This window comes from Bradyrhizobium sp. CCBAU 45321 (assembly GCF_028128975.1).
GTDB lineage: Bacteria > Pseudomonadota > Alphaproteobacteria > Rhizobiales > Xanthobacteraceae > Bradyrhizobium > Bradyrhizobium yuanmingense.
The window spans coordinates 1-22,125 of the sequence record NZ_LFKZ01000096.1 but is presented as its reverse complement, the minus strand read 5'-3'; the positions used below and the strand labels follow the sequence as shown (position 1 = coordinate 22,125).

Annotated in this window: 13 protein-coding genes, 1 pseudogene and 1 riboswitch; of the genes and pseudogenes, 6 read left to right on the top strand and 8 right to left on the bottom strand. The window is 57.2% G+C overall.

All coding sequences use genetic code 11. The annotated features are described in order from the left end of the window. Positions 1-683: 683 nt before the first annotated feature. From cysN to ACM43_RS11015, 6 genes and pseudogenes are all read right to left on the bottom strand, one after another. A complete protein-coding gene (gene cysN, locus ACM43_RS11040) occupies positions 684-2,567 on the bottom strand; it encodes a sulfate adenylyltransferase subunit CysN (RefSeq protein WP_271540036.1) in 1,884 nt (627 codons plus the stop codon). Next, entirely contained in the window at positions 2,567-3,565 is a 999-nt protein-coding gene (cysD, locus tag ACM43_RS11035) for a sulfate adenylyltransferase subunit CysD (RefSeq protein ID WP_442869294.1), read from the bottom strand. The genes cysN and cysD overlap by 1 nt, the downstream gene beginning before the upstream one ends. A gap of 171 nt (positions 3,566-3,736) precedes the next feature. After that, the gene (locus ACM43_RS11030) at positions 3,737-4,837 is read right to left on the bottom strand and encodes a sulfotransferase family protein (protein ID WP_271540034.1); all 1,101 of its coding nucleotides are present in this window, start codon (positions 4,835-4,837) and stop codon (positions 3,737-3,739) included. Between the two features lie 776 nt (positions 4,838-5,613). Next, the gene (locus ACM43_RS11025; protein ID WP_074448398.1) at positions 5,614-5,799 is read right to left on the bottom strand and encodes a hypothetical protein; all 186 of its coding nucleotides are present in this window, start codon (positions 5,797-5,799) and stop codon (positions 5,614-5,616) included. A 2,431-nt stretch (positions 5,800-8,230) separates the two neighbouring features. Continuing rightward, a pseudogene (locus ACM43_RS11020) lies at positions 8,231-8,501 on the bottom strand (IS3 family transposase); the annotation flags it as partial. Positions 8,502-8,538: 37 nt separating this feature from the next. Continuing rightward, positions 8,539-8,799, bottom strand: a complete 261-nt coding sequence (locus ACM43_RS11015; RefSeq protein WP_271540033.1) for a hypothetical protein — start codon at positions 8,797-8,799, stop codon at positions 8,539-8,541. Positions 8,800-10,256: 1,457 nt separating this feature from the next. On the opposite strand from ACM43_RS11015, the gene ACM43_RS11010 reads away from it, so the two are divergent. After that, the gene (locus ACM43_RS11010; protein WP_271540031.1) at positions 10,257-10,451 is read left to right on the top strand and encodes a hypothetical protein; all 195 of its coding nucleotides are present in this window, start codon (positions 10,257-10,259) and stop codon (positions 10,449-10,451) included. A gap of 510 nt (positions 10,452-10,961) precedes the next feature. Here the strand turns inward: ACM43_RS11010 and metE are convergent. Continuing rightward, entirely contained in the window at positions 10,962-13,307 is a 2,346-nt protein-coding gene (gene metE, locus ACM43_RS11005) for a 5-methyltetrahydropteroyltriglutamate--homocysteine S-methyltransferase (RefSeq protein ID WP_036030790.1), read from the bottom strand. A 101-nt stretch (positions 13,308-13,408) separates the two neighbouring features. Next, a riboswitch (cobalamin riboswitch) is annotated at positions 13,409-13,611 on the bottom strand. 949 nt (positions 13,612-14,560) lie between these two features. Here metE and ACM43_RS11000 point away from each other — a divergent pair. After that, a complete protein-coding gene (locus ACM43_RS11000; protein ID WP_225114365.1) occupies positions 14,561-15,283 on the top strand; it encodes a nodulate formation efficiency C protein in 723 nt (240 codons plus the stop codon). Positions 15,284-16,424: 1,141 nt separating this feature from the next. On the opposite strand, the gene ACM43_RS10995 is transcribed toward ACM43_RS11000, so the two are convergent. Continuing rightward, on the bottom strand, positions 16,425-16,673 hold the full coding sequence (locus tag ACM43_RS10995; protein ID WP_124163825.1) for a hypothetical protein: 249 nt from the start codon (positions 16,671-16,673) through the stop codon (positions 16,425-16,427). Positions 16,674-16,990: 317 nt separating this feature from the next. Between ACM43_RS10995 and ACM43_RS10990 the strand changes: the two genes are divergently transcribed. From ACM43_RS10990 to ACM43_RS10975, 4 genes are all read left to right on the top strand, one after another. After that, a complete protein-coding gene (locus ACM43_RS10990; RefSeq protein ID WP_244429403.1) occupies positions 16,991-17,776 on the top strand; it encodes a thermonuclease family protein in 786 nt (261 codons plus the stop codon). Positions 17,777-17,784: 8 nt separating this feature from the next. Continuing rightward, entirely contained in the window at positions 17,785-18,528 is a 744-nt protein-coding gene (locus tag ACM43_RS10985) for a carbonic anhydrase (RefSeq protein WP_271540027.1), read from the top strand. Positions 18,529-19,903: 1,375 nt separating this feature from the next. Continuing rightward, on the top strand, positions 19,904-20,302 hold the full coding sequence (locus ACM43_RS10980) for a hypothetical protein (protein WP_271540025.1): 399 nt from the start codon (positions 19,904-19,906) through the stop codon (positions 20,300-20,302). A gap of 62 nt (positions 20,303-20,364) precedes the next feature. Further along, on the top strand, positions 20,365-21,048 hold the full coding sequence (locus ACM43_RS10975; protein ID WP_271540023.1) for an acyl-CoA dehydrogenase family protein: 684 nt from the start codon (positions 20,365-20,367) through the stop codon (positions 21,046-21,048). The last annotated feature ends 1,077 nt before the right edge of the window (positions 21,049-22,125 follow it).

Here is a 22,125-nt window from a genome sequence, read left to right as displayed (position 1 = left end):
TCATGGCAATCAGCGATGAAAGGCGGAATTGGAGCGTGACCCGAACACGCGGCGGAGGAGCGCGGGATGGCTAATCTTTGCGGCAGTGTTGCCTCGAGATGCGTACGCCGACGGTGTTCGCCTACGAGCGGAGGAAGAGGAAGCAGGCTTGCCGGACGTTACCATGGGCACGACAGGATGGATCGCGACCGATTGCTCGCTTCAGATTTGTCAGTATACCTGGAGTAAGCGCAGGTTCGCCGGAGCCAGCCCCGGAAAACCGCGGCCCGAGCTTCGTACTGCGTGGGAGATTAAAGCCGCCGAGTCGCGGCCTCGGCTCGGCTTTAAGGCAGCTCGGCGTGTCCTTGGCCGCACGCGCAGCAAGAAGCGCGAAGCAAACCCTCAACCTAGTGGAAGTCGGACTTCCTCTCTGGCCTTCCTTACCGCATCGTAGATTCTGATCTGCAGCATGGGACGGCGTCTCTTGAGCTCCACCGCTTCTGACGATGCTCCATCTTTGCTCGCGTACTCGGTTTTGAATTGATCCACTTCGAGCACGTAACCGGAAGCTGGCAGTACACGAGTGGGTGCGACCATTTTGTTCCTTTCGAGCGAAAAGTTTGATCGCAGGGCCCGCCTGAGCCAAGTCGCCTGAGCTGCGCCAGCAGGAATTCTGCCTATCGATGACGCGGTGCGATGGACATCTAACCATCAAGAATTGAACGCGAGATCAAGAGATCCACTACCGCTCTGGCTGAATGCTCTAGGGTCTGCTCCATGGTCCTGAGATGAATATCCGGTGTTTCTGGTGCCTCGTAGCAGGCGTCGATTCCGGTGAAGTTCTTGATGTTGCCTGATTTCGCCTTTGAGTACAGCCCTTTCGGGTCTCGCCGCGCGCATTCCTCGATCGGCGTATCGACAAAGACTTCTATGAACTCATCCTTGCCAACCAGGATGCGCACCCTGTCCCGTTCGGCTCTCGTGGGCGAGATAAACGAGCAGATCACGATCAAGCCGCTGTCCGCCATCAACTTGGCAACTTCACCGACACGCCGAATGTTCTCCACGCGGTCCGCCTCCGAGAAGCCCAGATCCGCGCTTAAGCCGTGCCGGAGGTTGTCGCCATCCAGCAGCATTGTATGCCGCGACATTGCAAACAGCTTTTGATCAACGAGATTGGCAATCGCCGACTTTCCCGCGCCAGACAGGCCGGTGAACCAAATGACGCAAGGCTTCTGATTCTTGAGCGCGGCACGTTCCCTCCTATCCACGGATAGGGCTTGCCTAGCAATATTGGCGGTCTGCCGTAGCGGAACGGCAATCATGCCGGCCCCCGCCGTACGATTGGTGTAACGATCGATGACGATGAATGATCCGGTCTTCCGATTGACGTCATAAGCATCGAATACTGCGGGCATTGTGGTCGCAACATTACAGAAGGCGATCTCGTTCAACGAAACCATCCCGGCGGCCAGATGCTCACAAGTGTTGACGTCGATCCGATGCTGAATTTCGGCAATGCTGCCGGAAATCGTCTGCGATCCGATCCGCAGGATGTAATTGCGTCCGGGAGCGAGCGGCTCCTCGTCCATCCAAATCACATAAGCAGCGAATTGGTCGGCGACCTTCGGTTGATCGTCCGGTCGGGATAGAATGTCGCCCCGGCCGATATCAATTTCGTCTTCCAGTGTAATGGTCACCGCATCCCCGGCTTCGGCGCTGACAAGGTCGCCACCGTGGGTCACGATCCGCTTGACGCGCGTGGTCCGTCCCGACGTGGCGACAATGATCTCATCCCCCGCCGAGATCCTCCCGGAAGCCACCGTCCCGGCATAGCCTCGAAAATCCGGATTTGGCCGGTTCACCCATTGTACCGGAAAGCGGAAAGCCTGGCTTGCGGTGCCGGACTGGATGTCAATGCTCTCCAAATATTCAAGCAGGCAGGGACCACGATACCAGTTGGCACGCGCGGAGCGGTCTACGACGTTATCCCCGTAGCGGGCCGAGATCGGGATCGGGACGATCGAGGTGAAGCCGAGACCGGCGGCAAAGGCCATATAGTCGCGCGCGATCCGATCGAAGCACTCCTTGTCGTATGCGACAAGATCGATCTTGTTCACTGCCAGCACGATATGACGAATACCGAGAAGCGCACAGATAAAGGAGTGGCGGCGCGTCTGAACCATCACGCCTTTGCGGGCATCGATCAGGATAATGGCTAGCTGGGCTTGCGAGGCGCCAGTAGCCATATTGCGGGTATACTGCTCGTGGCCGGGAGTGTCGGCCACCATGAAGGAGCGCCGCGGCGTAGTGAAGAAGCGGTAGGCAACATCGATCGTAATGCCCTGCTCCCGTTCGGCCTCGAGGCCGTCCACAAGCAGCGCGAAGTCGATGTTATCCCCGGTGCTACCGTACTTGATGCTGTCGCGTTCCAGCGCCATGATCTGATCGCGGTAGATCATCTTGCTGTCGTGCAGTAATCGGCCGATCAGCGTCGATTTTCCGTCGTCCACCGAGCCACATGTGATGAATCGCAGCTGATCCTTCGTTCGCCCCGGATCCGGTTCCATTGTCGGCTTTGTAAACATCAAAAGTAGCCTTCCCGCTTCTTCTTCTCCATTGAAGCGGCTTCATCGGTGTCAATTAGGCGCCCCTGGCGCTCAGACACCGTCGCGGTCTGCATTTCTGCGACGATATCTTCGATCGTCGTCGCATCGGATTCGATAGCCCCGCTCAAAGGATAACATCCAAGGGTGCGAAAGCGGATCATCCGCATTTCCGGCGTCTCGTCGCAGTTAAGCGGCAATCGCTCGTCGTCAACCATGATCATCGCACCATTTCGATGCACTATCGGTCTTCGTTTTGCGAAGTAGAGCGGAACGACCGAAATTTTCTCGATCATGATGTATTCCCACACCTCGAGCTCGGTCCAGTTTGACATCGCAAACACGCGCATGGTTTCGCCCTGGCGAATCCGTGTGTTGAATAGGCTCCAGAGCTCCGGCCGTTGATTACGGGGGTCCCATACATGTCCGGCCGAACGGAAGGAGAGTATCCGTTCTTTTGCCCGACTCCTTTCCTCATCGCGCCGGGCTCCGCCAAAGGCGGCATCGAATCCGTGGAGGTCGAGCGCGTGTTTCAGCGCGTCCGTTTTCATCACCTGGGTATGGAGGGCGGAGCCGGACTTGATCGGATTGATCCCACGCGCGCTGCCGTCCTTGTTGACATGGACAATCAGGTCGAGGCCGAGCCGCTTGGCTGTCGCGTCTCGGAAGCTGATCATCTCGCGGAACTTCCACGTCGTATCGACGTGAAGCAGCGGGAAGGGTATTTTTGCCGGATAGAACGCCTTGATCGCAAGGTGTAGCAAAACGCTTGAATCTTTTCCGATGGAGTAAAGCATGACGGGCCTTTTGAACTCGGCGACCACATCACGCATGATTTCAATCGACTCAGCTTCGAGACGGTGCAGATGTTTTGGCAGCATATATCTTGTTTTCGGTGCAGGATCTCTGTTCTTCGCCGCTCTATGGCTCCAGCGTAGAGCGGGGAATATCCGCGGCAGAAATGGCCGGCCAAGGCGCATGGCTCGTCAATGAGGCCAAGACCCGTTCGACAGCAGACTTCGGACGCAAAAGCATAGCGCATTCTGCCGCTCGTACGGCCGGCGCGTGCGGCACACCTGATCGGGAGATCAGCGTGCCAGTTAAGTTGGCTAAATCAACCAGCGTGGCTTGATCACAACCATTCAGAGTCCTTAGGAGCTCCCGAGGATCTGCTCAAGCCGCGCGACCTCCCCTCGCAACATCTCGATAGCCACGTCCCGGTTCTCCGAAATGTTCCAAGCATTTTGGACCGATTCTCCAGCATGAGATCTAGACAGTCCCCCCGCCTTGGCACTTCGCAAATCCCACCAGGTTCGGAATAACCGACGATAAAGTTCGGTTACTTCCCGTCCCCTGTCCAGAACTCCGGCTTTTTGGGCATGCAGCAGTTCCTGCTCATATCCGAGTTCTACCAAAAGCTCGGCACCGACCAGATCGGTCACGGTTTGCATCTCCTCGACGCTCAATTGAGATTGCCATGATTTGACAGAGCTTTCGTCGATGGTGTTTCGTTCCAGGATTTTTCGGTCTCCAAAACTGCTGGACTGAAGATAATCTGCTCGTCCCATTCTCGCCGATGCGACGCCTCCTGGATCACAGCCGAGCGCTGTCAGTAGACGCTGGATTTCATCGTCCGGGTGCGCCACGAGCAGTTCGTATTGCACCAAATGAGTCTGCGGGCGAGTACGTTGCGCGGCGAGCCTGGGAAGACCCAAAACCAAATCGGCCAGTGAAGATATTATGCCATCGGGCAGTCGAAGCATGAGATCAGCGAGACTGGATACGCTGACCGGCTGCGCGCTTTCTGCCCGCAGTGGGATGCCCCACGTCGATTTCAGTGAAGCGGCGATCGCGTAGGGATTGCGCATCAGAAGGATGTGTGGCGCTTCCGGATAGACGGATTCAACAAATTCAAGTGTCGTCCAATAGCGTGGTGTCTTATCTATAATGATGCGCTTGCCCGCTTTTGCCAGATACTGATCGTATGCTGCATCTGCAAATGCGCGGCTAACGATCGTGCGATCTATCCGTCCCAAGAATTCGGAGGTGGCGGCCTCAATTAGAGAGCTGCCGGCCGGATGACGCCGATCCACGTTGCCAATTGCTTCAAGCGCCAGCATTAACCAGGGTTCAGGCGGAGCCACAATGTCTGGATGGCGCTGCAGCAAATGTGCCAGGAGTGTGGTTCCGGATCGTGGAAGACCAAGGAGAAAGCACACCTCAGGTGAACGACCAAGACGTCCGCTCATCATTCAGACACTCGTTCTTGGCAAGCGCCATCCGTCGGCGCTAGCTCGATTGGGCGAAACAAAGCCGGCCGCCGGATCACATGGGAGCAACCGCTCGCGTACAAGGAGTCGAAAGGACAAGAATTTTGTCTGCCACTCATGACTTGAGACCCGTTCAGTCCGATCGGGCGGGATCACAGAGCGATAACTGCAATCGCTTCCCCGATTGCTCGACCGATAAAACGAAATCAAGCAACAGCTCAATTGCACGAAGATTGACTGCGAATATGGGAAGGTTGAAAAGAACTATACGGACGTTTGTTAAAGACCGCGCGCGGCACATGGAAGGTTGATACGTATAGAAGATGCATGCGCTGAGGCATTGAAGAGGTAACTGCGACATGCACCTCGCTGAGGCTCGGCAGACACAAACAATTTCGGCATATGAGCGCAGTGCTGCAAAGAAGCAGACCATATCGCGGACATTCACACATGACAGGACGCAGGTCTTCTCAGCGCGGGAGCGATCCAGACGCTACCTTCAGGGAGCGCCGCCGTTGGTCGGCGTTCATGTGAGAGATCCTTGACAGGGCCATCACCAAGACGATGTCTTCACTGCCGATTTGTGACAACCGTTGAGACCACGCCTAAGAAAGTCCATCAATGATGATAGGATGCTGGAGCTCCTACCGCGACAGCGAAACACCATTCAAACACTCTTCTCAGACAAAATTTCTATGGGTACTGAGGGCGGCCCCCAGGGAGCCGCCCTACCGCGCCAGTACCAGCGCTGCTCAAAACTACCGCTGATGTCCGAGTCCGATTCCAAGATGCAAGGCCTTCTGGCGGAGCGCGCCGACGCTGCGTTTGGTCATCTTTGCTATTTTTATGACCGGGGTTCGGGCCTTCGAATGGACTTTGAGCTCCTTGATATCTGCCCTCGTCCATTCGCGCCGCTTAACGCGTTTCTTGGTTGCTTTCTTCACGATGAATGCTCCTTTTGAGAGGAGCGGCTTGTAGCATAGTTTTCACAGCACGACGACCGCAAAAAACAGACAATGTGATAGGAGTTGCGCCAAGGTATAACTTCATCATGCCTTCCAAACGCGAGAAGTCTGGGCTAGTACAGCTGTGGAACAGTAAACTTCATATACACCTCGCGCTATGAGAACGTTCCAATCGACGCCCTTCTATTCGCAGCTAAGCAACTGACACGCTCTGGAATGAGCAAGCCAAGCGCGAGATCAGTTTAGTCGACCGTGTCGACCACGCTGATGTGCATGAAGAGGCCAGATTCTCCATCCCTCAGGTTTGAATCAAGCCAGTATCCCTAGCCGCGTTGAACAACTTCGCAATACCCATTACAACGCCACTGTTTCAAATGTGAACTTCGAGATCTAATTGAGTACATCACGATCAGCAAGGGGTTGAGCGGCTGGCGGTCACCCCGGCAGCAATTTACGTGGGCTCAATCGCTTGCCGTGGGACGCTTTCTGCCCGCGTTCGTTCCTAGCTGCGAAGTCAAAGGGGCGGTTGCTCGGCTTTCGGCTGTTGCGCGGTCTCTCGCTCAACCTACACGCCGACCTAACTGTTCGAGCGTCTCAAGATATTCCCTTCCCTCCTCGGCGAGCATCCAGCATCCAGCATCCGGCCTCCCGCATCAGCTTTGGCCGAAAATACCGAGTTGGGACGTGCGGCCTGCGATGCGCTTCATACGAGCCGGCCACTCCGGGCCGCTGCTATACAGATATCCAATGCTGCTTAACGACTTCGATGCTCGCCCGGTCGTGCGGCTGGCCGGCAAGTATCTTCAGTATAGACAGCTGAAAACTCACGCGCACGCCATTGACTCATGCAAGAGCCCGATAACGCCTATTTTGCGGTAAGCTCCAGAGGCGTGCCCCGCTTTCAAAAGAAGGTTTCCTCCTTAAGCCCAATGCGCGACACCCGCCTGCTGTCGCCGCGGTAAGCAACGCTTTCTACGGCATCGGCCACATCCTGCCCGAAGTTTCTGAAGAACGGTTCAGCATCAGATAGCTGCGTTGACTAGGAGTGTGACGAGGTCTCAACTGCCGCCCCGGACCGGTACGAGATCAAACGAAGTTGGTGGTAACCAAGCTGTTGTACATCTTGACGAATGACGTCGCTCACGGAACGAAACGCCCGGTTCTTTCTCCTCCAATTGCCGTCTAATCCCGCGGGGATTCCAAAGCCTGTCGGGACGACCAAAAGATCGTGTCTTCGGTTCAAATAGATATCGAACATGTGATGTCTCTTGTCGCACGAGCGTAGATCGACCGTTCATCGGTTTGGTGACATCGAAGCAACAGTCTCCCTTAAAGTCACTGGACGACCAAATGACATTCGAAAGCTCCCGTCCTGAAACGTCAAGACCGTCACGGGCACGATAGTCTCGCAAGATGTGGGCGTGTTCACGCCCCAACTTGCGGTCCGCTGAGAGGCGCACTCGACGATCGTCGGCCTGAAACGTGGCGAGAGTACATCTAGTTGACTCAGCTGCTTTGCGGCTCTGCGGAGCCTACGCTCCAAGTTTTGGGTTCTGGCAACTAGTTGATGCGGCATAACCTTGACCAGTCCTAGCGAGCACATCCTCCCCAGCTATCAGGCTCCCAAAGCAATGGGTTTACGAGCCGCCGCCTTGCGAAGCAGACGATTACGTTTATCGCCGATACTAGTTGAAGTAATCCTCCGACCCGTCTTCGCGGACCGTGTCCAGAGTAAAGCAATGGCGCCCCCGATAAAGATGCACCTATGGCGGTGCCGAGCCGGGACGACCTGAACGCGACTATGTTCCAGGATCCGGGCCAGTTCGGGGCAGGCGTCGTTGACTAAAACGACGTCAGGAGAGACCGAAAGGACGTTGATATCTATGTAAAGACTGGACAACAGCAGATCGTCATCGTCGTAAGCTGGGGAATCACTTTTGAGTGGTTCGGGCGCGACTATCAGTTGCGCATTGCTTCTGGCAAGCAATCGGTCACCTCGCAGGACCCCGCACGAGCAAAGGGTCATCGGTCGATGCACGGTCGCGTTAAGCTCCTGCAACGTGTTCACACAACTCCTTCGACGTCCTCATTCAGTTCGTCGAGATAGCGGTTCTTGATCCGGTGGCGGACCCGTGCGCCAGCTTGCGTAGCTGCTGCCGCCGACGAGAGAACGCGGATAATACCACACCGAGCGAAGCTTAAGATGGGATATAAAAAAATAGATCGCAAGAGAGTTCGCGATCGTGAGCCGCATGATTGGTGGCCGTACCCACCACGACTTCCTTCAATCTCGACCACTCGTCGTACCGAATTTAAGGCCACGCTTACCCCATATTGGCCGTGCCTTCAGATTCCATAGACCGACTGCCGATCTGTGCCGATTGTGTAAGTGGAGCGTCTGCCATAGTAAGGCTACCGCACGGAATGGCAGCGGCCGGAAGTAAGCTTGCCGGAGCGCCGCCGCCAAGGCTCGAAGGCGGACGCCGGCCATTGAAGGCGAGGTATCATCCGATCGAGACGCGGGCGTCGGACACAGTCTCATAGGCATGCTCGACGAGCACGTTGTCGCACCGGGCAAGCAAGCCGTCCATGCTGGTGGCGATGCCATGACAGGCGAGCACGCCGGTGAACCTCGCGCCCGTGAACTACGAGTCTTGTTCGGTGCTGAAGAAGTCCCGCTTCCGTGGAACATTCAGGAAGTGCGAAACCCTCGCTTGCTCATGAGAGCTCGTCCTTGCGGGACGCTCGAAAGGCTGATGTGGACGGATTAGCTAATGCAGGTGGGGTTCGAAGCTCCAACACATCGGCGAAGATTGTCCAATCGCGGACACTCTTTTGCTTGCAAAAATCAGTCTCCGCCTGCTGAGCAGCAGCACTCAGGGAGGCGGCATCGACCTTGAATGCTGCCTGGCACGCACGATGCTCGCCGCCAGTATCGTCACAAACGGTCTTAATAAATCGAACATTAAATGAAGGCATGCCCCTCTCTTCCCGTGGTTCGCTTATCCACTATTCTGCTATTCGCACCGAGAGTATTTGATCTGCCTCAAGCAGCACCCCAAGAGGTATGTCTGCTCCTCCGAGATAGATCCAGATGTAACAGCGCGGCGCGACCCGCTTGTTGTCGCGAAGACTAGCGACGGTCTGTCTGTCCTACCTGCGGTATCGCACGACGCTTTGAGCCGAGGGGCAGCGCCTCTCAGGAGCCTCATGCCGCCGACCGGCAAATCAAGTCTTTGATCGAGGATTGTCTCGCAGAGACGATCGAGGGCAACATGCACTTACGCGCAGGAGATCGTGCGGCAATCAGGCAAGGAACCCCGATCTTGCACCCGACGGTCCACCAGCCGCCGCCACAGCAAAGCCGATCATAAGGCTTGTCGCAGCCGACGTTTCGACGAGCCCAGGTTCGGACTTCAGTGCCAAACCCTAAGGGTGGGATCAGCCTCGGCAAGGCTACCGACAATGAAAGGCGAACAATCGTTTGACCATCCGCGTGCGCGGAGCAATGAGGAAAAATGCTGCCGTAGCCCATGAACCGTGAGTTGCGCCTCAAATCAACACGCTGGCGTGTTGCAGAGAGCGCCAGGCCCTGGCGGACGCCCGAGTTCGGACATGTCGACTGCCAACGCGAGCGTCTGCGGCACGTAGCGACCACTCGAGCTCAACCACTCCCGGACGGACCAGCCTTTTGACCCGCATCAATGCTGCGGCGGCTGCGTCCTAATAGAAGTGATCTTCTAGTAAGGTCAGACGCATGGCGGAAAGAACGACTTGAGCCTATGATGCTTTCATGTCCGGCTACCAGCGATCACTTTTTAGGACTCCTTCCGGGCGCAGCCGAGCCGCGGGTCAATGACCTGCACATGATAAGTTGCGCCGCTTGCGATGGCGTCTACTTTATCGACCTGCGGACAAGCCCGATTATGCGCTCCGAGCGAAGCTACGTCCATCCTAATGGTGTCAACCGAATTCTTCGCGCTCTCGCTGGAGCGCGTGCTACGCGCGCGAGAGCGCGGCTGAGGTCGCCTGCACACCCACGCGATGACGCTGCAGAACACGGAGATGTCTCACCAACAAGAGACGTGACATGACAGAAAGCCGGACCATTTACCCCGCTCCGGGCCGGATTGCCGGAGCTGCAGACCAGTTTAGTTCGTGCAGAACAGTTACAAATACCAACAGCCGAGGTATTGAGCTGACCCAGATCGATTTGACGGAAGCTCAGGCCTTGTTGCCCGGCAGAAATCCAAATATTTCGGTCCGCGAGCGGATCGTATTCCGTACCAACGATGCCACGACCGATAGCCCTCTGCCGCGGCTCACGCCATAGAGACCGCGCGCCGTCCGGTCGAGTCGGGCAGAGCCTGTTCGCGCGGAAGCCAAGCGATGTTCGTAATGTTCACAAGGTTGTCTGCATTTGTCAGCTCGCAGCGATGAACTTCGTCCAGGATCCAGTGGCGATTCGATCGCCGCCCTTCGATCAGGATCTGGAGATTGCCGTGATCGAGGGCACTTCAATTCACCGGGTGATCTTTCCTTGTCGCCGGGTGTTCGGCGGATGGATCAACGCGAATACCGGAGAGCACGTCGCCGTGCAGCCGACGCATTGGCGTATCTGGCCCGGATAGCGGCGGCGATCCTGCACAATAGATTGGCGTTAGTTGAGGCAGGAACTGGCTTCGGCGTCCTCTCGTCGGACACTATGTAGAGTTCATCGCATGAGAGCCCTGACGGGAAACATGTCCGAGCGGACCGATTATGGTGGGGGCTTGCGGTGACCGCCCGGCATCACTCCTCGCATTGCTGTCGCAACCGTTCCCAATGTACTCGCGAGCGACACACCTCGGTGTAGATTCTGAATCTCAGACCAACGATCGCTTACCACGTCATAATGAGCTACGATAAACGTGTCGATATGGGTCCATATTTTCGGCGAATGTTCTCACCTTGATGAACCGTCGGCTATTCTCTCTCGGCCAAGTAGCGCGACGCGTCTGCGTCGTTCCTCCGGGTGCACCTCCTTCGGACCACCAAGTGGGGCAGGCATTTTTGTTGGCCCCAAGGCTTGCTCGAGATTGTGGAGAACGCAAATGAGCACAAGCGAATTCGCTTGGTCGAGAACAGACCCGAGCGCGGGATCAATGGTTTTGCGGATCGGATGCTGCACGCAGTTCGCGGGCGGCAACGACCATGTTGGTTAGGGCAGGCCGAACCTCCTCCCAATTGCGCGTTTTTAGGCCGCAGTCCGGATTGACCCAGAGCTGCGATTCCTGCAAACGCGTCCGAGCCAGCACCATCAGCTCCTTCATTTCGCCCACCTCCGGAACGCGTGGAGAGTGGATGTCGTACACGCCCGGTCCGATTTGATTTGGATATTCGTACTTGCTGAATGCGTCCAGTAGCTCCATTTTCGACCGCGACGTTTCGATCGAAATGACATCCGCATCCATTGCAGCGATTGCACCGATGATGTCGTTAAACTCTGAGTAGCACATGTGTGTATGGATTTGCGTTTGATCGGCAACGCCCGATGAGCAAATGCGGAAGCAATCTCCCGCCCAATCGAGATATGCCTTCCACGCCGATCGGCGCAATGGCAATCCTTCCCGGAGTGCAGCTTCGTCGATCTGGATCATGGCTGCACCGGCATTCTCGAGATCGCGGACTTCGTCGCGGATCGCGAGCGCAAGCTGGCGGCAGACCTCGCTTCTGGGAATGTCATCGCGAACAAACGACCAGTTCAGGATCGTGACCGGTCCGGTCAACATCGCCTTCATTGGCTTGCTAGTTAGTGATTGCGCGTAGCGCCACCAGTCCACAGTGATCGGCTTCGACCGCACTACATCGCCAAACAGGATCGGAGGCCTGACGCAGCGCGAACCATAAGACTGTACCCATCCATTCCTGGTAAATAGGAAGCCGGCGAGTTGCTCGCCAAAGTACTGCACCATGTCATTGCGCTCAAATTCGCCGTGCACGAGGACGTCAAGACCGATGTCCTCCTGCCAACGTACGGCGCGGGCTATCTCTTCCTTGATAAACTCGCCGTATTGTTCGTCGCTCATCGCACCTCGCGCATGCGCCGCACGAGCATTTCGGACTTCTGTGGTCTGCGGAAACGATCCGATTGTCGTGGTGGGAAACGTTGGCAGTCCAAAGCGTTCCCTTTGGATCTCGGAACGACGGACAAATGGGCTGGCGCGCCGGCGCATCGTCTGGTCGATCGCCCTCATCCTCACAGCGACATTGCTATCATGGATCTTGGGCGAAGTCCGCCGGGCAGTCGCAGCGCATTCCGAATCGGCGAGAGCGAGCTCGACATTCTGGTCGCCAGCGAGTGCTCGCGCCAGGATCGCAAGCTCACGCATCTTCTGAACCGAGAAAGCAAGCCAGCTCTTGACGTCGTACGTGAGCCCGGTCTCGAGTTCAACATCGACTGGCACATGAAGCAGCGAGCAGGATGGGGCGAGCTGTACACGGTGCTTGCCGAGCTTCGCAATCGCGGGCTCCATCCGCTGACGGAGCGACGACAAGTTCGACCGCCATACATTCCGGCCGTCGATGACCCCGAGCGACATGACGAGGTCACTTCGGCCGACAGCGATGACCTGATCCAACAACTCTGGCGCTCGGACCAGATCGAGGTGCAGACCGGAAACCGGGAGGCTCAATGCGGTATCCAGATTGTCGCCTAGCTCGCCGAAATAGCTGGCAACCATGATTTTGATAGCCGGTCCCTCCTTTGCGAACCGGTTATAGGCATGTAGCAATGATTTTCGCGCCGCCTCATCCAGATCAAGGGCCAGGCAGGGCTCGTCAAATTGAACCCAACTTGCCCCTCGGTCGGCCAATTCATGCAGAACCTCGATATAGACCGGTATTAGATCATCGAGTAGGGAGAGGGGCTGGAACGCGCTATCGGCACTCTTGCCGAGCTTTAGGAATGTGATCGGCCCGATCAGGACAGGGCGGGTCTGAAAGCCAAGAGCCTTTGCTTCCTCATACTCTTCAATGGGTTTGCGAGAGCAAAGTCTGAACGCCTGTCCCTTGTAAAACTCGGGAACCATGTAATGGTAGTTGGTGTCAAACCACTTAGTCATTTCCTGCGCGGGTGCGCCAGACCCCCGCGGCCCCAGACCGCAACTCGCATCCTGGTCGTCGCATTGTGATCCGCGAGCCATGGCGAAGTACGTCTTGAGGAAAACGTATTCTCGTTTCGAGGCGTAGATCTCCGGGATAGCACCAACCATGACACTTGTATCGAGCACCTGATCATACAGCGAGAAGTCATTCGACGGAATGATCGTGACGCCGAGAGACTTCTGACGGGCCCAGTTCGCTGCGCGCAGACCGGATGCGTCCTCGAGCAATTGCTGTTCGCTGATCTTTCCCGCCCAGTAGCTTTCAAGAGCGAATTTGAGCTCACGCCTTGGACCGATGCGTGGCGTACCGAGCGTAGCAACCGGAAGAGAGAGAAGAGACATAGTGTTAACCCCTGTTAGGGACAGAGGCCATGGCGGACGCAGGCAGAGGAAGTCGCGCGCGCGACGGCTGCTTGGCGCACCACCGAGACACCCCGCCCGTGGACCAATCTATCGTCGGGGCAGGTCTCCTGGCTCGCTGGTCGTCGCTGCTGTCCGGCCTTCCCGAAGCCGTGCGGGCTTCAGTGACATCGTTGGACAGTAGCTCGCAGCTCACAGTTGCGGGGGCAGCGCCGGCATTTGGACCGGCTTCCCTCTTAGTTCCGGATCAAGTGGGATTCGGAGAACCTCGACGAGTTCGATTATCGGCAGGAGGACTCTTCCGTCAACCTCTCAGATTTTGTGGCACGCTAATCTGAGACATCTAGTAGGCGAATGACCGTGCATCTCTATGATTCTCTAAACAGAGCTGTCGCAATCAGAGATGTCCTTGTCTCAGAGGTGGGAGTGAGACTCGGAGCTGCCTTGAGGCGACGCCACCCGCCCCATCAATGAAAGGGACAAAACCAGCCCGCGCGGCGGCGATTACCGCCGTTTCGAGCAGAATGCATTCGATGCGGCTTCCGACTTCCAGCGATTCGCCCAGCACATCCGCTGGCCAGCTATTTTCGCGACAGAGGATCCCCATTGAACACGTCAAGGCAGGCGGCGCAACTAGCCACATACGCGGCGAGGAGGTTGCTTTTCGTGCCAGCCAGACTTCAAAGTTCGTCGATTAAGTCGGCTTCGTATCGCCAGCCATCATGTAGGCCGAACGCCGACGGGCAACTATAGCGAACCACACGGTTCAATGACGGCAAACGCACTCCCGATTCTCATCAGGCACTTGGCCTCGAGCTACGGCCGATACACTGAATGGAACATCGAACCGTGCGCAGGTCGGAAAGTCGACAAGAGGGACATAAAACCCGTGCAAATCTCTGCCTGCTGCCTGGCACGAAGAATGCAAGCCCCTCGACATGCCCAGTCTCTTCTGCTTGGGGATGTCCAGCTCAGCCAATTGACGCTGTCGCTGGCTAGGGAAGTTAGCGGCGCGTGACATAGAGAGGAGCGCCTGCCCTCGTAGGACAGCCGCGGGTGCCCCGTCGCGTCTCCGTAAACTTCTTGCGCTCGCTTATAGCAGGTTCAAGGTTACCGCTTTGAAAGATGTATGGATGAAACGCGATAGGCGGAGGATTATGAAGAGAATGTCGGGAAGACCCGCGCTATGGCTTCGTCTGGGCGGACTGTTAATCTGCCTAGGCTGGCCGGCTGCCATGAGCAACACTATTCGCGCCAGCGACAACCCACTTGTCGAAAGACTCAAGTCAACTTGGCGAGCGCAAGATGGTGAGACGATAGAACAAATCATCTCCAATGTCTCGAAGGTGGCACAGTTCGTCCCTCAGATGTGGGGGGTCGCTGAACTCGGCGAAAGCGACCATGTTTTCGTTTCGTGGACCAGGCACCGAGACAACAAATCAGACGAACAGTACGCGATCACCTGGAAAGTCGCGCTCGACGGTACGATTGAGCTTGCGTCAACCTATGCGAAGCCGATGGAATTGGGCTGGCGTGCCCTAGCACTCTCGTTGATCGCCAAAGAAGTCGCAGATGGTGAAAGGGACGCAAACCTTAGCTTTCTGCATGATCCAAATAACTTCAACTTTGTGACTACGCCGCAAGGCCGGCTCGGCGATCTTCTGCGGCAGGGCCGATGCACTATCATTGAACCTGTTGGGGTAGACTACTTACCCAAGCAGAATGACAAGCCGAACGAGAAAGGCGATCTATGGCGCATTCTGCTCTTGGTGAATTGCGATATCCAAGGACCACGTTATTTTACACACAACGGAGTCATCACTTTTGAGAAGAGCGAAGGCCAAGATTGGGAGCCACAATCCTCTTTTGCCAAGCGCATCGCGAAATTTCCTCCGGGCTCCTGGTTCCAACGGACCGAGCCAAAGGAAGAGGAAGACTCAGGAGAGCGAAGGCCTTAGCAGACGGTCGCGCAGAGCAACACCGCACCGCAGCTGCCGCACGGTCGAACGCCTCGTACTAACTGCAAGAGACACGCGCTCTGCAGTTGCGTTGTTTAAGGCCTGCCTTTCTCGCAGCACTTCGGCCCTCGTACGGAAGGTCGAGCAGCACGATTGCGTTTTTCCGCCAGGTGTCGAGCTCAGTGGCGCGTACTAGTTTGCGAGATGTGGTTTGCCCGCCTGCACTCCACCCCGTTAGAGTACACCAACTGCGGGGGAACCAGCTCTCATGCATTCTTCACTAGAGCGCTTGGAGATGCCTCCGGCCAAGCCGATTCGGGGTGCGCGCCGCGCATCGTGTGGTTGCGCGGCATACGCAGGAGCGTGAGCTTAGCGACTTTGAGCCGGCACTAGGGACCGATGCTGAGACGAAACAGGAAGTTACAGGGTAGTAACCCCGGCATACCCGCTGAGCGCCTGCCAATTTCCGAGTGCACAGGGCGGGAAGCTCCGGAGCAGTACGCAAGAAGGTCGATTACCGCACTGACTCAGCCGTAGATTTCCTCGCACTCATTCGTCTGCACGTCATAGACCCGGATTTTAAGCATGGGAAACCGCCTTTTTAATTCTGCTCCACCTGCGGTGGCACCGTCTTTGGTTGCGAATTCGTCTCTGAGTTGGCCATCTACTTCAAGCGCGTAAGATGAGACCGGTACTTCCCGAACGACTGCGACCATGTCATTCCCATTATGTAGTGATGTGCTTTAGAATGATGTAGCTTGAGTCGGCTAAACCGCACCAGAGCTATTCACCCGAAGTACGCGATGCGCAAACACGTATTGTGGACTTAAACCTCACACGAATTGCATGGCACTCGCGATTGTCCGAACACGTGGGCAGCTTGCCCACGCCTGGTGCATCCACGGCAAAGCCCGCGGCTCAATATCGCAGCCTTTTCAATTCCTGGAGAAAACGGGCACTGATGCCAGCGCTCCTAGGTAAGTCACTTGAGATCGCGGCGAACCGTCACTACGAAGAGCGGCGGCCCGTAGCGCCTGAGCCATAAACAGTTCAAGTCTTGTACGCACGTCTGGGCAGTAGCACTAACGACTATGGTGCCGCGCGGAGGAGCCAAATGCCATAATGCGATTGGTATCAACGATCATCTCGTCTGGCGTAACAAGGAACGGATTTGCGCGGTTTGCTCGAACAAGAAACCTTCATTTACGCGGCGAGCGTTGAGGCTGAACTCCATCACGTCTTTGTCTAAACCGGTCAGAGCGAGCCAGAGCAGATCCTTTTTGAGCATCTTTTTCGTGACAAGACTTTGGGGCGCATTTCCTCGCCCTCGTCGGAACTGTCCGGTTTGCCGATGGAAGTCGTCACCAACAATGGCAAGGTTGCTCCTCAACGCCTGAGTCCGCCGCAAGCACCGACGCTTCATAGCCGCTCAATTTTTGCAAGGAGGGAGCACAGCGTTCCAAGGCTCGGGCTTGTCCAGCATCCCGAGTTCGGCGCCACGCGATGAGACTCTCCTCCTTACGTCCAGAGGGTACAGCACGCTCGCGGTGAGAGAGCCGCCGATGCTCGAAGGATACCGCCGCACGCACACGGGAAGAAATCTCTTGATCCTTACGCAGCGTCAGGTCGTAGGTTCGAACTCACGCGAAGCTCTCATAAGGCACACATCGAAGCCGGCGGAATGGACATCTGCGGTCGAGCAATCGAATGTATCGGCACCGTATCGTGCGCGTGAACATGGATCAGGAGCGAAAGGTTATTGTCGGGATGAAGCACCGCGGAATTATGTTCGCATTGATCGCTCTCATCACATCTCCGGTTTCCGCCGCGACACTCAGCGGTGCTCCGCGCATCCTCGACGGAAATACGATCCAGATCGAGAAAACCACCGTTCGGCTCTCAGGCATCGAAGCTCCTGAGACCGATCAGATTTGCCTCGACGCACAGGGCCGCAAATGGGCCTGCGGCGTAGCTGTTCGCGACGAGCTCATCAAGCATTCGAATGGGCGAACGTGGGATTGTCATACCGAAAGAGTCGATGAGTATCGGCGAGCCCTCGGCAGCTGCTTCATCGAAGGCGAGGATGTAAACGTCTGGATGGTACGCTCGGGCTTGGCGCTATCGGCTGGTGCATCTCACCATACCTACGTTGTTTATGAGTTGGTGGCCAGCACAGCCCATGCGGGGCTGTGGTCCGGCGCGTTCATCGCGCCCTGGGACTGGCGTCGCCGCAATAGAAGCACGATTATCGTGGGCGCGACGTCGGTTCCGGTCGACGCTCAGGAAGTCCTGCTTGGATCCGTCTTGCTATTGGAACCGCCGTCCCCCGAGTGCCCGATAAAAGGCACAGTCGAGCGCAGAGGCGAGCGCATTTATTACCTGCCAGGGCAACCCGGTTACGAACAAATCGACATGACGAAGAAGCGCGGCCAACGCTGGCTTTGCAGCGAAGCGGAAGCCGAAGCCACCGGGTGGCGTAAGGCCGTGCCATGAGGCGACACATGCAAGCAGCCCATTCTCAAGACATATACCATTTAGCCAAGCACGCGCGTTCGCGGCGGTCACTGTTGCTGTTTGCTGCTTCGACAGTTTTCCTGCGGTTCGGCAATAAGATTGTCGACGCGAAGGAAGCAAAAGGCCCGCCCAAGCCAAACAACGTACTCTCGCCAGATGCTGCCCTGAATCGGCTGCTGAACGGGAACGATCGTTATGTCCAGGGCGCACCACGAATCGACGATTTCAGGCGCGAGCGGCCGGTCTTGGTTGAGGGACAAAATCCATATGCGGCGGTTCTGAGCTGCGCCGACTCCCGTGTGGTCCCCGAACTTGTCTTCGACAGCGGACTAGGTGATCTGTTTGTCTGCCGCGTCGCCGGCAACTTCGCTAACGATGACACGCTCGCCAGTATGGAATACGCGGTTGCCATACTCAACACGCCGCTGATCCTTGTACTCGGCCACGATCATTGCGGTGCGATAGACGCCACGATCAAGTCGATCCATGAAGATAAGCGGCCGCCGGGGCACATTTCATCCCTGGTCGCTGCGCTTTCTCCTGCAGTGAAAGCAACCGGCGACCAAGCCGGCGACGCGTTCGCCCAAGCAACCCGACAAAATGTGATCGATAACGTCAACAAATTCAAATCGACGGGCCCGATTCTGAACGCCGCAGTCGAGCAGAACCGACTGAAAGTCGTGGGGGGCGTATATCGGATCGGCACCGGCAAGGTCGACATTGTGAGCTGATGCCAGCACCTTCACACTCCGACAAATCGTCTGCCGCCTGATACAGCGCATCTGTTCCGAGCAGTTTTGTTGGTCCATCGTCTACAACAACGACGCCGGATACTATCCGCTCCACAACTGTCATCGCTTCAGGACTCCTTAGATATGCGCGGTCTCTTAATTCTTCTCTTGTTATACGCACTCATGTTGGCAACGCGTGGCCAGCATCCAGAAACCCACATAGCGCGTCCGGCAGCATTCATGCCTCCTGGTTGAGCCGCCAACCCAATGGAGGTGGTTCAGGCAGCAGATCGCAATGCGAAGAATTGCAAGCTCTGCACTCCAGAGCACGCGACGATCCCGAGAGCTTCTCAGCTCTGAGCGGGCAAGGCATCCACGGTCCTGCTTTTGTAATCGAGCTCAGCCAGGGCCGAGGATCAACAGAACAACCAGCATGACTCCCCGGCCTGGGGCTGAAGGCAACATGCTACCCGCATCAGTACCGGACGGTCTCCCTGCACCAGCCACTTGGGAGACCGCGACCGTCGGAAAGCCAGCGTCGCATCAATCATTCGTTAGATCGTCTCGTTCGCCGTCCTCCATGACGAGCTCGACACGAGAAGAAACTCGAAGCTTACAAAGTGGCGTCGCCTGTACACGGAGGCTGGTCGGTTCTAAGCCGCGGCGAGACTTAGAGAATGTTTCTAGTTCTACCTGCACAGGTGACGTCGGTGCGCCAGCCATGTTTCAACCGCGCGCACCGCCTCTACAGGCCTGAAATCAGCTGGCAACCGCTTCCGAAATCAGGCTCTTGCACGGAGTCGCTTAGTGGGAACAGAGCACTAGCTTCAGATCGTGTGGCGCCTGTTGTGCCTGAAAGCAAACACGGAGGCACGAGCATTGTGCTAGCATGGCACGGCGGAGTGATCTCGCGCGATTCAGACAAAGCCGGCAGCCATGCTTGATGGCACGTCAATTGCTGGGAAGACGGGCAATAGGCCGCAGGCTTGGGCGCTCTCCCAAGCACAAGTCAAGAATTTCGACTTGGTTCGACCCGGCCTGTCCCAAGTGTGACCACACGTTCATGTGGAGAAGACATGCACCGCAGTCCCCGATCGACCGCCAGAGACCCAGTGCGGTAAGGGCGGATCGATGCCGCCGCAGCGTATCGGCTGCTTTGCCGGCCAGCCTCAATGCCAGAACAATAGCTATATCTCCGTCAGGCCTCCGGCCGCTTAACTTGGGAAGCTACCCTATGCAATCTCATGCATTCGATATCAATTGCGACAGCTTTGAGAATGCCGTCCAGCGGGTGCCAAATCACTGGCCTCGCCATACGCGCAGTCCATATGAATGACGCGCGGCGATGATCGGCTCAAGATACGGAGGATAATCTATGAACGCTCCACCAGAAAAGATAACTTCCGGGACCCACGCCGCGGCTGCGACCTGGGCTAATCTGTCGCCACTACTCGTCGAGATCCGTGCGCGTCGCAACGAGTTTAGCCGCGCGCAGAAGATTCCAAAAGACATCGTCGACCGCTTCAGACGCGTCGGCGTCTATCGGGCTATGGCTGCCAAGCGATTCGGCGGTGAGGAGCGAACGCCGGCCGATTTTTGTCGGCTGGTCGAGCGCATTTCCGAGGCCGACGGCTCGGGGATGGAGCTCGCTACCTCGCTGCTCTTCCGGACGACACCCTTCGCAAAGTGTACGCCAATGGACCTGACGTGGTGTTGGCGGGTGCGCTTTTCCCGCTCCAACCCGCTAAGCGATGCGCCGACGGATTTATCGTGAACGGCGTGTGGCCATTCGCTAGCGGCTCACCCGAGGCGGATTTGATAGGAGTTGGTATCACGTTGGAAGACGATCCGAGCGGTGACCTCCCGCGCGTAGCGGTGATGCCGGCCGAGAAGGTGACAATTCGGCCCAATTGGGACGTCATCGGACTGCAAGGCACCGGAAGCCACGATGTCGTGGTCAGCGACGTCATTGTGCCAGAGGAATGGACCTTGATCCGCGGCGGTCCGCCGACACTTGATGGGCCGATCTATCGTTATCCGGCCGTCGCCTTCGCCGCGCAGGCGCATGCCATTGTCGGCATCGGGATTGCGCGCTCCGCAATAGACGACGTAATCGCCATGGCCGAAACCCGTGCCTCGATCACTGGAGCGCCCATGATGGCTGAGCGCGGCTATGTCCAGCTTGAAATCGCCAAAGCCGAAGCCATGCTACGTTCCGCTCGTTCCTTCTTTTACGAAGCCACGGAGGAGCTGTGGAAGGAAGCGCTCAAGGGTGAGGTAAATCTTGGCACCACGACGCTAATGCGGCTCGCCGCGACGAACGCCGCGCGGCAGGGGGCTGAGGTCTGCAGGATTGCGAGCGGTCTGGCTGGAACTGAGGCGCTCTATAGCACCAGCAATCTAGCACGGGCCATGTGCGACAGCTTCGTGGTTGCCCAGCACGCAGCTTTAAACGAGGGAACGCTCCAGAGCGCTGGCCGCGCCCTGCTGGGAAGTGCAATACAACAGGGCTTCCCATAAAGTGGGGCACGCACGGGCAAGCCACACGCCACACCGACGGTTACACTTGCGTGATGATGTGGTCTGCCGCTGAGGACATGGCCCTATGTTCCAATGTGAACAAAGACACCGCTGGGCTCTCTTGATCCCCCTCCATATCCTGGACTACCCGTTCGTTGTCCAAACATACGAGCCCTTATATTCCTCTTGGCCCCTGCCCCGATCATTGACGTGGCCGCGCAGGATACACCTGAACTTCTGCGCAACGGCTCGCCGTTCAACTCACGAACTCTCCAAACCACCGCGCAAGCGGGCTCGACTCTCGCACCGGTTGCCTACTTTGGGGCGCACGGCGCGGAAGAAGCTCTCCACGGCGCACTATCCTATCACTCACCCTTGCGGCTCATCGATGCGGCACGCCAGCGCTGGCAACGGCCGTGGGACGTTAATCTGAAACGTACTGTACACCCCCGATCGGAAAATCGATCAATCCGCTCTTGCCACTGCCGTCGAATCGGCATCGACCGCGCGGAAGAGGCGCTTCGGCCCGCATGAGGTCGCGCTTCGCCCGGGCGGCTCTCTTGCGGCTGAAGAGATCCATGGCGCCCGCCAATACAGCTAGCCCTATGCCGTTTGGATGGAGTGATATGGACAAGCCGGACCCGATTTTGGCTGCGCCGATGAAGCCACGCGATCAGGTTCGGCGTGATCGGCGTTAGATCTTGGCGAGTGTCGGTGGAGCCGAACCGACGTAGCGGCGCCATGAGCGCGCGAGCGCCGTGCTGCTACATCGGCTGTTCGATCGCCACGCTAGCCCCACGGCCCTGCCCTCCTCAGGACGGCGTGGACCCGAGGACTGCGATAGCGCGCTGGCCGCTCCCGCTCGATCGGCCAACGTGCACGCCGGCCCAACGGCAACCGCAGCCGCACTGCCTGTCCGGCCCGCGATAACCGCTCGCCTTGATGATCAACGTTGTGCAGCTGCGGCCAGCATAGAGGCCGCTGGCTAGGCCATGAATGAGGGTACTGTCCAGAATCTTTCGCACTTTTGATCAGGCGACGGCTCCGGTTTCAGAGAGTTGTGGCTGATAGAGCGGT